This is a genomic window from Massilia mucilaginosa, assembly GCF_011682145.1.
GTDB lineage: Bacteria > Pseudomonadota > Gammaproteobacteria > Burkholderiales > Burkholderiaceae_D > Telluria_A > Telluria_A mucilaginosa.
Genome location: NZ_WHJH01000006.1, coordinates 201,814 through 216,558, shown reverse-complemented (window position 1 = coordinate 216,558; position 14,745 = coordinate 201,814). Strand labels below are relative to the sequence as shown.

At 64.6% G+C, this 14,745-nt stretch carries 10 protein-coding genes; 5 read left to right on the top strand and 5 right to left on the bottom strand.

Going from position 1 to position 14,745, the window contains the following annotated elements; all coding sequences use genetic code 11:
- Window positions 1-218 precede the first annotated feature (218 nt).
- Window positions 219-2,333 carry a hybrid sensor histidine kinase/response regulator gene (locus tag F2P45_RS08645; protein WP_229504977.1) on the top strand — a complete coding sequence of 705 codons (2,115 nt, stop codon included), beginning with the start codon at window positions 219-221 and terminating at the stop codon, window positions 2,331-2,333.
- Window positions 2,334-2,418: 85 nt separating this feature from the next.
- On the opposite strand, the gene F2P45_RS08640 is transcribed toward F2P45_RS08645, so the two are convergent.
- On the bottom strand, window positions 2,419-3,120 hold the full coding sequence (locus F2P45_RS08640; RefSeq protein ID WP_166872903.1) for a pirin family protein: 702 nt from the start codon (window positions 3,118-3,120) through the stop codon (window positions 2,419-2,421).
- 152 nt (window positions 3,121-3,272) lie between these two features.
- Here F2P45_RS08640 and F2P45_RS08635 point away from each other — a divergent pair, with 152 nt between their 5' ends.
- From F2P45_RS08635 to F2P45_RS08620, 4 genes are all read left to right on the top strand, one after another.
- Window positions 3,273-4,208: a LysR family transcriptional regulator gene (locus F2P45_RS08635; RefSeq protein WP_166872855.1), complete on the top strand. Its 936-nt coding sequence runs from the start codon at window positions 3,273-3,275 to the stop codon at window positions 4,206-4,208.
- A 171-nt stretch (window positions 4,209-4,379) separates the two neighbouring features.
- Window positions 4,380-5,312: an EAL and HDOD domain-containing protein gene (locus F2P45_RS08630; protein ID WP_166872852.1), complete on the top strand. Its 933-nt coding sequence runs from the start codon at window positions 4,380-4,382 to the stop codon at window positions 5,310-5,312.
- The gene (locus F2P45_RS08625) at window positions 5,305-7,491 is read left to right on the top strand and encodes a putative bifunctional diguanylate cyclase/phosphodiesterase (RefSeq protein ID WP_166872850.1); all 2,187 of its coding nucleotides are present in this window, start codon (window positions 5,305-5,307) and stop codon (window positions 7,489-7,491) included. Before F2P45_RS08630 ends, F2P45_RS08625 begins: the two co-directional genes overlap by 8 nt.
- Window positions 7,492-7,577: 86 nt before the next feature.
- Window positions 7,578-9,455 carry a glycosyltransferase gene (locus F2P45_RS08620; RefSeq protein WP_370663221.1) on the top strand — a complete coding sequence of 626 codons (1,878 nt, stop codon included), beginning with the start codon at window positions 7,578-7,580 and terminating at the stop codon, window positions 9,453-9,455.
- A gap of 9 nt (window positions 9,456-9,464) precedes the next feature.
- Here the strand turns inward: F2P45_RS08620 and F2P45_RS08615 are convergent, their stop codons facing one another.
- The 4 genes from F2P45_RS08615 to F2P45_RS36075 all read right to left on the bottom strand — a co-directional run bounded on the left by F2P45_RS08615 (window position 9,465) and on the right by F2P45_RS36075 (window position 14,739).
- On the bottom strand, window positions 9,465-9,680 hold the full coding sequence (locus F2P45_RS08615; protein WP_054263608.1) for a DUF3820 family protein: 216 nt from the start codon (window positions 9,678-9,680) through the stop codon (window positions 9,465-9,467).
- 91 nt (window positions 9,681-9,771) lie between these two features.
- Window positions 9,772-12,315 carry an EAL domain-containing protein gene (locus F2P45_RS08610; RefSeq protein WP_166872849.1) on the bottom strand — a complete coding sequence of 848 codons (2,544 nt, stop codon included), beginning with the start codon at window positions 12,313-12,315 and terminating at the stop codon, window positions 9,772-9,774.
- Window positions 12,312-12,686, bottom strand: a complete 375-nt coding sequence (locus F2P45_RS08605) for a response regulator (RefSeq protein ID WP_166872846.1) — start codon at window positions 12,684-12,686, stop codon at window positions 12,312-12,314. Before F2P45_RS08605 ends, F2P45_RS08610 begins: the two co-directional genes overlap by 4 nt.
- Window positions 12,679-14,739, bottom strand: a complete 2,061-nt coding sequence (locus F2P45_RS36075; RefSeq protein WP_229504976.1) for a PAS domain-containing hybrid sensor histidine kinase/response regulator — start codon at window positions 14,737-14,739, stop codon at window positions 12,679-12,681. Before F2P45_RS36075 ends, F2P45_RS08605 begins: the two co-directional genes overlap by 8 nt.
- Window positions 14,740-14,745: the final 6 nt, after the last annotated feature.

The window sequence follows — 14,745 nt, the reverse complement described above, 5'->3', positions numbered from 1 at the left end:
TCATGCCGCTTTACCCTGCCCCGTTCAATTGGGTAGGGCGCCTATTGCCCACAATAGGATAATTCGAACCGAGCGGCGTCGAGAGCGACAATTCGGAATTGCGGATGACGTTTATGAAACATCCAGGCTAAGAGCCTGTTTCGGTAGGCCGGGGGAAGCAGGGGCGACGTGCGCGTAGGCGATGCATGGCGGGCGCGGGCAAGGCGCGAGGAGGCCGCATGGCTAGCCATGCAACGACGAACAACGCCGCCCCCGCCCGCCAGGTGCGCCCAGTGCGACTCCGGCCTACCGAAACAGGCTCTCAAGCCCGGGACCTTTGCGGCAGCCGCCGTGCCGGCGGCCCCCGGCGCGCGCGTATCGATCAGCACGTTCCAATCGGAAATGGGGGGGTGGACAAAAAAGGGTACAATTGTCTTTTTGGTTATAAAGTTGCCATGTCTCAATCTCACCTCGAAGACGACCGCCTGTCGCTGTTCATTTCCAAGGTCACCGACTATGCGATCTACATGCTGTCGGCCGAGGGCGACGTCGTCAGCTGGAATGCCGGCGCGCAACGCTTCAAGGGCTATATGCCGGAAGAGATTATCGGCAAGCACTTTTCGACCTTTTACACGCGCGAGGACAAGGCCAGCGGCATCCCGCTCCACGCGCTGCATGTGGCCCGTACCACCGGCAAATTCGAAGATGAAGGCTGGCGCGTTCGCAAGGATGGGTCCTTGTTCTGGGCCAGCGTCGTCATCGATCCGATCTTCGGATCGGATGACGTGCTGTTGGGATACACCAAGATCACGCGGGATATCACGGAAAAGCGCCGCGCGGACGAAGCGCTGCACGCCAGCGAAGAACGCTTCCGTCTGCTCGTACAAAGCGTGACCGATTACGCTATCTATATGTTGTCGCCCGCCGGCTTGATCACGAACTGGAACGAGGGCGCCAGGCGCATTAAAAGGCTGGCGTTCGACGACGTGAAAGGCAGCCATTTTTCGCGCTTTTACACTGACGAGGACAAACTCGGCGGGATTCCCGAAAAGGCGCTTCTGACAGCCGAGCGCGAAGGGCGCTACGAAACGGAAGGATGGCGCGTGCGTGGCGACGGCACGCGCTTCTGGGCCCACGTGGTGATCGATCCTGTCTTCGATTCGGCCAGGAAGCTGATCGGGTTCGCCAAGATTACCCGCGATATCACCGAGCGCCGCGAAGCGGCCATCCTGCTCGAACGCACCCGGGAAGCGCTTGCCCAATCGCAAAAACTTGAGGCGATCGGCAAGCTGACAGGCGGCATCGCGCACGACTTCAACAATTTGTTGAACGTGATCTGCAGTGGCATCGATCTGTTGCGGGCAACGCCCTCGGACACGGCCCAGCATCGCAAAATCGTCGATAGCATGGAGCGCGCCGCACAGCGGGGCGCCGCGCTCACCGGCCAATTGCTTGCGTTCGCGCGCCAGCAACCGCTGACGCTGGAAATACTCGATATCAACCAGGTCATTGCATCGTTCGAAGCCGTGCTGCGGCGGGCGGTCCCCGATGCGTCCAGCTTCGTGATCAGCAAGGGACCCATCGGCAGGGTGCGCACCGATCTGTCGCAATTCGAATCGGCGCTCCTGAACCTGGTGATCAATGCGCGCGATGCGCTCGGTAACGAGGGGCTCATTTCGCTGGAAACGCAGCAAGCCGTTCTTGGGGAAAACAATATCGATCAGATTCCGGCCGGCAGCTATGCTGTCATTTCGGTCAGCGATAATGGCAGCGGCATGCCGCCCGAGGTGGTGGCGCGCGCGCTCGAACCCTTTTTCACGACCAAGCCGGTAGGCAAGGGAACCGGTCTCGGCCTGAGCCAGGTCTACGGACTGATGCAGCAATCCGGCGGCCAGCTGGTCATCCGGTCGGCGCTGGGCGAGGGCACCCGCATTTCCTTGTATTTTCCGGCGCAGCCTGGGGAGCACGGCATGGAGCCTGCAACGCCAGGACGCGACAAAGCCCTGATCGTCGACGACCAGCCCGATGTGCTCGACATGACGGTCGCCATCTTCCAAAGCCTGGGTTACGAAGCGGTTGCCGCGAACAGCGGGGCGGAGGCGATGCATCTCTTGCAGCAGCATGGTGATATCAACATTCTTTTCACCGATGTCGTGATGCCCGACATGAATGGCGTGGCGCTCGCGCAGGCCGCCAGGGAGTACGTGCCGGGGATCAAAATCCTGCTCACCTCGGGCTACATGAGTGATGCACTGCGCGAGCAATTTGGCGAGCCCCTGGTGCAGTTCGACCTGATCGCCAAGCCGTACAGGCTGGCCGACGTCGCCAAGCGCCTGCTCACGCTCACCGCCTGACGGCCGAGCGTGCTTACCGGCGCGCACTGGCAACAGCGGCGTTGTGCCGAGGGTGCGCAGAACATGCCGCACCCTCGGCCAGCGCTCAATACGGCAAATCGAACACCAGCACCTCGGCCGCTTCGGCATGCTCGATCCTGACCGCGTCCTCCTGCGTCATTTTCAAGGCATCGCCGCCGCCCAGCCGCACCCCGTTCACCGTCAAGCTTCCCCGGATCAGGTGCACATACCCGGTGCGGCCTTCGGCCAGTGTGTGCTCGATCACCTCGCCGCCATTCAGGATCCCCGCATAAATCGCGGCATCCTGGTGGATCAGCACCGAATTGTGCCGGCCATCGCTGGACGCAATCAAGCGCAACTGCCCGATTTTGCTTTCCGGTGCAAAGTGCTTTTCCTCGTAGCTCGGAGGAATGCCCGTCACGTTCGGCTGGATCCAGATCTGCAGGAAATGCACCGGTTCCGTCGCCGAGCCGTTGAACTCGCTGTGACGCACGCCGCTGCCGGCGCTCATCCGCTGCACATCGCCGTAATGCAACACCGACCCGGTGCCCATGCTGTCCTTGTGTTCCAGCGCCCCTTCCAGCACGTAGGAAATGATCTCCATATCGCGGTGGCCGTGGGTGCCGAAACCTTGCGAGGGCGCCACTCTGTCTTCGTTGATTACCAGCAGCGGACCGAAACCCGTGTGTTTCGGATCGTGATAATGACCGAACGAAAAGGTATGTTTCGATTTCAGCCAGCCATGATTTGCGTTGCCACGTTCCGCGCCTTGACGAATTTCCAACATGATATGCTCCGTTTCTTTTAAGTTAATGTGCAATAATTTCGAATCCACTTAATCGGTGGATTTCTAGTTCTCTGCACCAATGAAGCTAGTATAGGCCGCGTCAAGCGAATCAAAAAACGGAAAAATTTGCCCGCTATGATCGAAAAAATCGAATGTTAAAACTGAGCCTGGAAGCCCTGCTGATCATCGACGCCATCGACCGGCGCGGTTCCTTCTCCAAAGCCGGGCAGGAATTGCACCGCGTGCCCTCGACCATTTCCTACACGGTCGCCAAGCTGGAAGAGGATCTGGGCGTGCAGGTTTTCGAGCGCAACGGCCCGCGCATCCTGCTCACCCCGGCCGGGCGCGAACTGCTCACCGAAGGGCGTTACCTGCTCAAGGCCGCGCAAGACCTGGAGCACCGCGTGCGCCGGGTCGCGTCCGGCTGGGAGACCGAACTGGGCATCGGCATCGATTCCATGTTTTCCGTGCTGGCGCTGCACGACGACATCCGCGCCTTCTACCTGGTGGCCGAGCAGACCCGCCTGCGCATCGTGCAGGAAACCTTGTCCGGCCCGTGGGAAGCCTTGCTCGACCGCCGCGTCGACCTGCTGGTGGGCGTGGCCGGCGACGGTCCGGCCGGTGGCGGCTACGTTGCCCGCCCGATCGGCACGATGCCTTTCGTGTTCGCCGTCGCACCCCATCACCCGCTGGCCAGCCTGCCCGAACCGCTCTCGCGCAACCAGTTGCAAAACCACCGCGCCAGCGTGGTCGCCGATTCGGCCCGTAACATGGCGGCCCGCACCGTCGGCTTGCTGCTGGGCCAGGACGCGCTGACCGTCCCGACCATGCAAGCCAAGTTCGACTTGCAGGTCGCCGGGCTGGGTTTCGGCTTCTTGCCGGAATCCTGCGCCCGCCCGGCCATCGAACGCGGCCTGCTGATCGAAAAGCAAGTCGAAGAAGTGCGCAGCGCCGAAACCTTTTACGTGGCCTGGCGCGTGGGCGAGGAGGGCGCGGCCCTGCGCTGGTGGCGCGAGCGCATGCAGCGCGCCGGCCTGTTCGCGCAACTGTCCGGTTTTCTGCCGGGCGGATCTGCAACACGCGCGTAGGACATCGCGGATATTTTCCGTGAATCATCTTGGATGTTGATCTAAACCTTGGCGACGGTGAATTCCCCGGGGGTAACATGAAATTTGTTGCCACCCACCATCTCGATCCCAATGACCTGCGCGAGCCCGGCCCCTTTGCTTGTTTTCCGCGTCCTGGCGGACCGTCGCGGCTTGCCCTCAGGGCTGCTGATCGACGTCGGCGCGGCCACCGGCGAAGCGCGGCTGGCGAGCGCGGTCGTCGACGATCTGGGCGTCCTGTGCCGGGATTTTCCGTGCCTGTACCGCGCCGCTACCGACCCGCAGCTGGCCGCGGCGCTGGCCGGGCACGGCTGGACCGAGCTGGCCGAGGGTACCCTGTTCCGCGCCGGCGAGCGCTTCACCAGCATGCCGCTGCCGCCCGAGGCGCGCTGGATCGAGGGCGACTGGTGCCTCGGCGCGCCGGCCAAGGTGCTGGCCAGCCAGGCCGCCTCGCGCACGCTCGCGCTGCAACTGGTGCAGCTGGTCGCGGCCGACGCCGACACCCACGAAATCGAAGCGCTGCTGCGGCTCGACCCGACCATGTCGTACCAGCTCCTGCGCCTGGTCAACTCGCTCGGCATGGGCGTGGTGCGCCGCATCACCAGCTTCGGCCAGGCGCTGCTGATCCTCGGACGCCAGCAGCTGCGGCGCTGGCTCAACCTGATGCTGTTCGCCGCCCAGAAAGGCGACATCCGCTCGCCCATGCTGCTGGCGCGCGTGGCGGTGCGCGCGCGCGCCCTCGAACTGCTGGCGCGCACGCGCGGCCTGGACAAGCTCACCCAGGAGCAAGCCTTCATGACCGGCATGTTCTCGCTGCTCGGCATCCTGTTCGGCCTGCCGCTGGCATCCTTGCTGGCGCCGCTGTCGATCAGCGAGTCGGTGCAGGGCGCGCTGCTGCATCGCGAGGGTGAACTGGGCGCGCTGCTCGACCTGGTCGAACTGGCCGAACGCGGCGAACCCGATGCGCTGGCCGCGCGCCTGGCGGCCTTGCAGATCGCGCCGGCCGACTTCAATGGCGCCATCCTGGAAGCGCACCGCTGGATGCTGGGCGCGCTGCGCGATAGCGGGGCGGCTAGCCATGGCTGAATCGGCGCTCGACCGCAGCCTGGACCTGGTGCGCAATGCGCGCGCCATGGAAGGCAACGCCCTGGCCGAGATGCTGGTACGGCTCGAAGCCGAACTGCTGCTGGCCAAGCAGGCGCAACTCCCGCTGGCGCGGCGCCTGCTGCAGCACCACGCCGACACCTACGAGCAGTCCGACGACGCGGTGATCGTGCTCGATCTGTCGGGCTACCTCACCAGCTGGAACCGTGGCGCCGAAGCGGTGTTCGGCTACACCAGCGACGAAGCGATTGGCCAGCACGTGCTGTTCCTGTATGCCGACGATGCCGGCGCCGACGATCCGGGCATCGCCGAACTGTTCCTCGAACATGGAAGCTGCCTGGTCGAAGTGCGGCGCCGCCGCAAGAGTGGCGACGTGATCTGGGTGCGGCTGGCGCTGTCGCTGATCAACGACGACGACGGCGAAGCGATCGGCATGCTGGTGCACCTCTCGCCGCTGGCCGAACACCTGACCGAGGAAGACAAGATCCGCCTGTATGCGCGCATCATCGAAGACAGCGACCAGGGCGTGCTCATTACCGACGCCAGCGAGCGGATCGTGTCGATCAACAGCTCGTTTACCCGCATCACCGGCTACTCGGCCACCGAGTCGATCGGCCAGACGCCCGACCTGCTGCGCTCCGGCGTGCACGACGCCGACTTCCGCGCCAAGGTGCGCGCCGCCATGCAGGGCAACGGCCCGTTTCGCGGCGAGATTGTCGGCAAGCGCAAGAACGGCGAGCTGTTTCCGCAGTCGGTCACCATCAGCGTGGTGCGCAATGCCGAGGGCCGGATCACGCATACCTTTTCGCTGTTCTCCGACATCAGCGTGCACAAGGACGCCGAGGCGCGCATGCAGCGCATGGCCAACTACGACGGCCTGACCGGCCTGCCCAACCGTTCGCTGTTCAACCACCTGGTCGGGCAGGTGCTCAACGAAGCGCGCCGCGGCAACGAGTATGGCGCGCTGATGGTCATCGAAGTCAATCGCATCGGCGCCATCAGCGACACGCTCGGCCACGACGTGGCCAGCGAAGTCATTTGCACGGTCGGGCGCCTGTTCCGCGGCGTGCTGCGCGAGCCGGATATTCTGGCGCGTATCGACGGCAGCAAATTCGCCGTGGCGCTGCCCACCATCGGCCAGCGCGAGCACGCCGGCATCGTCGCGCAAAAGCTGCTCGCGACCCTGGCCGCGCCGCTGCTGGTGGCCGGCCATGGCCTGCAGGTGAGCGCCAATATCGGCATCGCGCTGTATCTCGACGACAGCATGGACACCGCCTCGCTGCTGCGCTTTGCCGAGGTGGCGCTGGCCAAGGCCGGTGAGTTCGGCCTGGGCGGCTTCTTGTTCTACCGCGACGAGATGGACCAGCGCGCGCGCGAACGCCTGCGCCTGGAGACCGAACTGCGCACGGCCCTGGCCGAGAACCAGTTCGAGCTGCACTACCAGCCCAAGGTGAGCCTGCGCAGCGGGCGCATCGTGGGCGCCGAAGCGCTGATCCGCTGGCGCCACCCGGAGCGCGGCATGGTCTCGCCGGGCGTGTTCATCCCGCTGGCCGAAGAGACCGGCCTCATTTTCGATATCGGCAACTGGGTCATGAACGAAGCGTGCCGCCAGATCCGCGCCTGGGACGATGCGGGAGTGTCGATGCCGCCGGTCGCCGTCAACGTCTCGGCGCGCCAGTTCGACCGCAGCCTGCCGGGCCGCATGAGCGACGTGCTGGACCTGCACGGCGTGGAACCGGCGCAGATCATGCTGGAGCTTACCGAGAGCCTGCTGGTGCGCGGCACCGACAGCGTGATCGCGATCATGAACGACCTGGTGGCCATGGGCCTGGCGCTGGCGCTGGACGACTTCGGAACCGGGTATTCGAGCCTGGCCTACCTGAAAAAATTCCCGATCAGTACACTCAAGATCGACCGTTCCTTCGTGATCGGCCTGCCGTACGAAGAAAACGATTGCGCCATCGCGCGCGCCATCGTCACCATGGCCCAGCAACTGCGCCAGGAAATCGTGGCCGAAGGCGTGGAGACGCCCGAGCAGATGGCATTCCTGCGCGATCTGGGCTGCGACCAGCTGCAAGGCTACCTGTTCAGTCCGGCAGTCAGCGGCGACGAGTTTGCCCGCATGCAGCGCGAAAGCAAGCGCCTGACAGTGAGCCGATAGCGCGCACCTCTGTTCGACATCAAACAAGGCGCGCATTTTCCGCGCATGCTTTCTTCACAGGTCAACCATCCTATGAAGAGCTCGCTGTGACAACCACATCCCCCACCACCCCGCAGGTCAGCGTACTGATGCCGACCTACGGCCAGTCCCATTTTCTCCGGCGCGCGCTCGACAGCCTGCTGGCCCAGTCGCTCACCGCCTGGGAAGCCATCGTCATCGACGACGGCTCGCCCGGCGCCGGCACGGCGCGCGCCGTCGCCCCGTTCCTGCCCGACGCGCGCGTGCGCTACCAGCGCCTGCCGCACAACACGGGCCTCGGCAACGCCCTGAACGTGGCGCTGGACCAGGCGCGCGCGCCGCTCATCGCCTGCCTGCCCAGCGACGACCTGTTTTACCGCGACCACCTGGCGTCGCTGCGCGCGGCGCTGCAAGACGATCCGGCGGCCGTGCTGGCGTTTTCCGGCATGCGCCACCATTACAACCGCGAGGCCTCCGGGCAGCTGGCCGGCGTCGCGCTGCAACTGGTCCAGTGCATGCACCGCCGCAGCGAGTTGCGCTGGAGCGCGCGCGGCGAGCTCGAATCCGACGACCTGGAACGGCTGTTCTGGGGCCGCCTGCGCGCGCGCGGGACGTTCATCGCTACGGGCCGGGTGAGCTGCGAATGGACCAGCCACCCGGCCCAGCGCCACAAATTGATGCAGGAACCTGGCGGCGGCATCAACCCGTTCCGCCAGCATTACCAGGTACGCGAACCGCTGCGCTTTCACACCACCATGGGCAACGCGATCGACGAGGTGGCGCAGTACCGCGCCATGCGCGAGCGAGCGCCCACGCCAGCGGCGGCGGACGGCCTGAACATCCTGCTGGCGGGCGAACTGGCCTACAACGCCGAGCGCGTGCTGGCGCTGGAAGAGCAGGGCCACACGCTGCACGGGCTGTGGATGCGCGCGCCGTACTGGTACAACACGGTCGGGCCGCTGCCGTTCGGGCATGTGCGCGAGCTGCCCTTCGATGACTGGCGCAAGGCGGTCGGGGAGCTGCGGCCGGACGTCATCCACGCCCAGTTGAACTGGCAGGCGGTGCCGTTTTGCCATGCGCTGATGCTGGCCACCCCTGGCGTGCCGTTCGTGTGGCATTTCAAGGAGGGGCCGTTCATCTGCCTCGAAAAAGGCACGTGGCCGCAGCTGGTGGAGTTGTTCGAGCATGCCGACGGCTGCATCTTCAGCAGCCCCGAGATGCGCGACTGGTTCGATACCGTCTTGCCGGGTTTGTCCACATCCAAACCCTGCCATGTGCTCGATGGCGACCTGCCCAGGGCCGGCTGGTTTGGCGGCGAACGCACGCCCTTGCTGTCCGCCGGGGGCGATGGCGAGATCCACACGGTGGTGCCGGGGCGTCCCATCGGGCTGCATCCGCACACGGTGGGCGAACTGGCTGCGCAGGGCATCCATCTGCATTTTTACGGCGACTTTACCCACGGCCAGTGGCGTCAATGGATCGAGGACGCGCGCCGCCTGGCGCCGCGCCACCTGCACCTGCACGCCAACGTCGAGCAGTCGCGCTGGGTGGAGGAATTTTCGCGCTACGACGCCGGCTGGCTGCATGCCTTTGCCAGTACTAACGACGGCGAACTGCGGCGCGCCAACTGGGACGATCTTAACTATCCGGCGCGCATGGCGACCCTGGCCGCCGCCGGCTTGCCGATGATACAGCGCCGTAACGCGGGTGCGATTGTCGCCACGCAGGCCCTCTCGCGCCGGCTCGGCACGGGGGTGTTCTACGACACGATTGCGCACCTGGGCGCCTTGCTGCGCGACCGGCCGCACATGGACGCGTTGCGCCAGCAGGTATGGTCGCAGCGCGCGCTCTTCACGTTCGATGCGCATGTGCCGGACCTGGTGACGTTCTTCCGGCGCGTGATCGAGGCGGCGGGCAAGCCGGGGCGGCCACGGCCAGCATCGTAAGGCAACCGTTCAGCGCCGCCCGCGCAAGGGATCGAGCAGGCTGCGCAGGTCGTTGTGATCGAGCTCGTACATCAGGGCGAGCAGTTCACCGATTTCGCCGCGCGGAAAGCCCTCGCGCGCGAACCAGCCAAGATAGTGGCCGGGCAGGTCGGCGATGACGCGGCCTTTGTATTTACCGTAAGGCATCTCGCGGGTCAGCAGCAGCTGGAGGTGTTCTGGTTTCATGATGCCGCTACTGTAGCAAACAATCGCGCTTTGCGGCCGGCCGTGCGGTGCCGTCAGCCTTGCTCGCTGCGCCAGTTCAGGCGGCACGCCTTCATGGGAGCGGCAAGGCGCGTTGCGCGGCCGCCATGGCTTGCATGGCGCGGTAGTGCTGGAAGGCGGCGCGCACATTGTCGCGCAATAGCTTGTTGTCCCACGGCTTGCTGTAGAAGCGGTATACCGCACCCTGGTTGATCGCCCCCATGATCGGTAACAGGTCCGACTGTCCCGACAACATGATGCGGATGGTCTCCGGATGCAATTCCCTGACGATGTCGAGAAACACGTTGCCGTTCATGCCCGGCATTTGCTGGTCGCACAGGATGACCTGCACATCATGGAGCGCGAGCAAGTCGAAGCCGTCGGCCGCCGAGTGCGCTGTCAGGATGTCATAGCCGTCGGCGCTGAACACGTCCGCCAGCATGTCGAGCATCAGCGCATCGTCGTCGACGATCAGCAGCACTTGCCTGGCAAAGTTGCCCTCCGATAGGTTCAGTACCGGCGGGCAGGCGAGCAGTTCGCGCAGCGCCGCCGCCGTCAACGGCCGGCTGACGTAGAAACCCTGGATTTCGTCGCACTGGTGACGGCGCAGGTAGTTCAGCTGCATTTCGTTTTCCACGCCCTCGGCCACCACCTCCAGTTTCAGGCTGCGGGCCATGCTGATGATGGCCCTGACAATGGCCGCGTCGTCGGGACTGGTGGTCACTTCGCGGATGAACGCGATGTCGATTTTGAGCTTGTTGATCGGAAAACGGCGCAGGTAGGACAGGCTGGAGTACCCGGTGCCGAAATCGTCGACCGAAATCTGCACGCCCCGGCTCTTGAGCTTGCACAAAATGTCGATGGTGCGCTCGGTATTGGCCATCATCGAGGTTTCGGTGAGCTCCAGTTCCAGCAACTCGCCCGGCACGCCGTACTTTTCCAGGGCCAATGCGATCTCGGCATCCAGATCGTTGTCGATGAATTGGCGGCCGGAGACGTTGACCGCGACATGGACCGCGCCTACGGACGAAGCGAGCCATTCGGCGATTTGCCGGCATGCCGCCGCGATGACCCAACTGCCCACGCGCACGATCAGGCCGGTTTCTTCGAGAAGCGGAATGAATTCGTTCGGCGGAACCAGGCCGACACCAGGGCGCTGCCAGCGCAGCAGCGCTTCCACTCCCGCGATGCGGCCGTCGCTGAGCTGAAGCTTGGGCTGGTAGTGCAGGACAAACTGCTCCTGGTCGATGGCCCGGCGCAATGCCGATTCGAGGTCGAGCTGCGCCAGCGCATCGGCATTCATTTGCGCCGTGAAGAACCGGTAGGTGTCGCGTCCGGCCTGCTTGGCGCGGTACATGGCCGTATCGGCGTACTTGATCAAGGTGTCCGGGTCGCTGCTGTCGTCGGGATGAATGGTGATGCCGATGCTGGCGCTCACGCTCACCTCGTGTCCGTGCAGCAGGAACGGTGCGCGCAGTGCCGCCCCGATTTTGCCTGCGACCACCGCCGCGGCTTGCTGGCCCTCCTGGCCGACCAGGATCACCCCGAATTCGTCGCCGCCGAGGCGTCCGACGGTATCGCGGATGCGCGCGCACTGCGTGAGCCGCTCGCTGAACTGGATCAGCAGCTCGTCGCCAACCATGTGCCCGAGGGTGTCATTGACGGCCTTGAAATGATCGAGGTCGATGAACAGCACCGCCACCTTCCAGCGGCTGTCGATCGCCACTTCCAGGGTTTTCTTCAAGGTCGCATAGAACAGCATGCGATTGGGCAGGGCGGTCAGCGGGTCGTGGTGCGCCAGATGATGCAGGCGCCGGTCCGCCTCGTTGCGCGCGGTGATGTCACGCACCACGGCGACGATGATCCAGTCGTTATCCGAGCGCATGGCCTGCCGGTGGATGTCGACCTGGACCCGGGTGCCATCCTTGCGCACCAATTCGCTGGTGCTCAGCGCGGTATCTGTGCCCAGCGCAATGAGGGCGTCGCACAGCCCGGCGAGCTGCTGCGGATCGGTTTCGTCCAGTGCGCACGGGCTCATGGAGAACAACTCGTCCCGGGAATAGCCCAGCATGGCGCAGGCGGTCGCATTGACCTCGACGAAACGCATCGTTTTATGGCTGAGCAGCATGATGGCGTCGGCCGTCGCGTCCATCGCCGTGCGGAACCGCTGCAGCTCGACGGTGCGCGCCTGCACCTGCTGTTCCAGTTCGGCGCTGTGGCTCTCGATCGCGCCCAGGGCCTTGAGCCGCAACAGATTGCGCACGCGCAGCCACAGTTCGGCGCGGTCGACCGGCTTGGTCAGGAATTCCTCGGCCCCCGCATCCAGGCCGGCCAGGCGGGCACTGCGGTCGACCAGGGCGGTCACCATGATGATCGGGATGTGGGCGGTGGCCGGATTGGCCTTGAGGATACTGGCGACCGCGCAGCCGTCGATTCCCGGCATCATCAGGTCGAGCAGGATCAGATCCGGCGCGACCGTGCTGATCGCGGCCAGTGCTTCCTCGCCGCTGGCCGCGCTCGAGGTGAGATAACCCTCCGGGCCGAGCAGCACGGCCAGCAGGCGCCGGTTCTGCAACTCGTCGTCGACGATCAGGATGTTGGGCTGGCGCGGCTTCATGGCAGGCTTCTGACCAGGAGGGCATTGATCGCCGCGTACAGTTCGGCGTAGCGCAGCGGCTTGGCGATATACGCATCGCAACCGGCCGACCTGCTCTTTTCGCGGTCGTGCTTCATCGCCATGGCGGTCAGGGCGATGACCGGGATGGCCGCCGTGAGCGGATCGTTCTTGAGCAGCGCCGTCGCCTCGAGCCCGTCCATGCCCGGCAGCTGGATGTCCATCAGGATCAGGTCGGGCAGTTCGGCGCGCGCCATCGCCACGCCGGCCTCGGCATCGGCGGCGCACAGCACCTTGTGATCCACGTTGCGCAGCAGCAGCGTGGCCAGCTTCATGTTGGCCGCATTGTCTTCGATAACCAGCACCTTAGCCATGCGGCGCTCCTTTGGCCGGGCCAGGCAAGGGGTGGAATTGCAAACTGGCCAGCGAGGTTCTCAGCTGGGCACGGCTGATCGGCTTTTGCAGCACCGCGACGGCCCCGTCCGCCAGCGCCTGAGCGCTGTCCACCACCCCCGCGACGATGACCACCGGTACCCGTGCCAGTTCGGCGTCGTTGCGGATGCGTTGCAGGAATTCCCACCCATCGACGCCGGGCAAACGGATATCCAGCGTGATCAAACTGAGCGGTTGGAGCGGCGCCATCGCCAATGCCGCTTCAGCGCTGGCGGCGCGCAGCACGGTAAATCCTTCGGCCTCGAGCAGCAGGCGGGCCAGGTCGGCCGCCTGGTCGTTATCCTCGACCACCAGGGCCGTGCGCCCGGCCGCCACCGTCGCGGGCGGACCCTTGCCGCAAGCCGGCGCCGGCAAGTGCGGCGTGCTCTCGCGCAAGGGCAGCCAGGCGGCGAAACACGACCCTTTGCCCACCTCGCTGCTGACCGCCACCGCGCCGCCCTGCAATTCAGCCAACTGGCGCACCATCGCCAGCCCGAGGCCGGTCCCTTCGAATTTGCGCGCGAGGCGGCTGTCGATCTGGCTGAACGCATGGAACAAGGTGCTCATATCGTGCCGGGAAATCCCGATTCCCGTGTCGCTGACGCAAAGCTCGAGGAAGTCGCTGAATTCGTTGTCCGCCAGCGGGAAGCGATGCACCGGCCAGCCGCTCTCGAGCGTGCCCACCTTGTCCCGCCGGACGCGCCGGGCGCGCAACACCACCGGGCCCCCGCTGGCGCTGAACTTGACGGCATTGCTGAGCAGGTTGTAGACGATCTGCTTGGTCTTGCGCACGTCCAGTTGCGGCATCCCCAGGTCGTCGTCGATTTCCAGGCGCAGGGTAATGCGCTGGGCGGCGGCCTTTTCGCGCACGATGGTCAGGCTGTTCGACAACAGGCTGTGCAGCTCGACCGGTTCGAGTTCGAGCGCCATCATGCCCGCTTCGACCTTGGACAGGTCGAGAATGTCGTTGATCAGGGAAAGCAGATGCTGGCCGCTGGTGAAGATGTCGTTGATGTATTCGTGCTGCAGTTCGGTGGTCTGGCCCATCAAGCCATCCTTGAGCGCCTCGGAAAACCCGATGATGGCGTTCAGGGGCGTACGCAACTCGTGCGACATGGTGGCCAGGAATTCCGACTTCATCCGGCTGGCGCGCTCAAGCTCGATATTCTTGTCTTCCAGCGTGCGCTCGAAACGCTTGCGCTCGGTCACATCGCGCGCAGCGGCGAACACGCCCTGCAGCGTGCGTTCGCGGTCGTGAAAGGTGGCGGCGTTGTACGATACCACGGTCTCGTGGCCGTCCTTGGCCCGGACAGTCAGTTCGTAGTTGCTTACCTTGTTTTCGGTCAGGACGCGCTTGATCGCGGCCTCGGCCCGCGCGGGATCGGTGAAAAAGTTCTTGCACGGAGCGCCGATCAACTCGTCGCGGGTGCGTCCCGTCAGCGCGATCATCTGCTGGTTGACATCCGAGATGATGCCTTGGGGATCGGTCATCATCAGCGCGTCAATGTTCGATTCGATCAGGGAGCGCGTATAGAACTGCTGGTTGCGCAGGCGCTGGTCGAGCAGCGCTTGCGCCGCTTCGACCTGCTTGCGCGCTGTGTTGTCGGTACCGATCAACAGATAACCAATAATGCCGTCATAGGCGTCGCGCAAGGCGGTGACCGAGACGATGGCGGGGAACCGGCTCCCGTCCTTGCGCACGTAAGTCAGTTCATAAATGTCTTCGATGCCACGCGAGGCCTTGAATACCAGCGCTTCGAATCCTGGCGTGATCGCTGTCTCGAGTTCGACACTCAGGGCCTGGGCCCGCGCGATCACCTCTTGCGGATCGGAGATATCGGCCGGCGTGATCTTGTTGACCACTTCCGCCGCGACGTAGCCGAGCATCCGCTCGGCACCCACATTGAAGATCTGGATGACGCCTTTTTCATCGGTAGCGATGCTGGAGAAATGCGCACTGTTGAAAATTGCCGCCTGCAGAGCGCCTGTCTTCATCAGGTT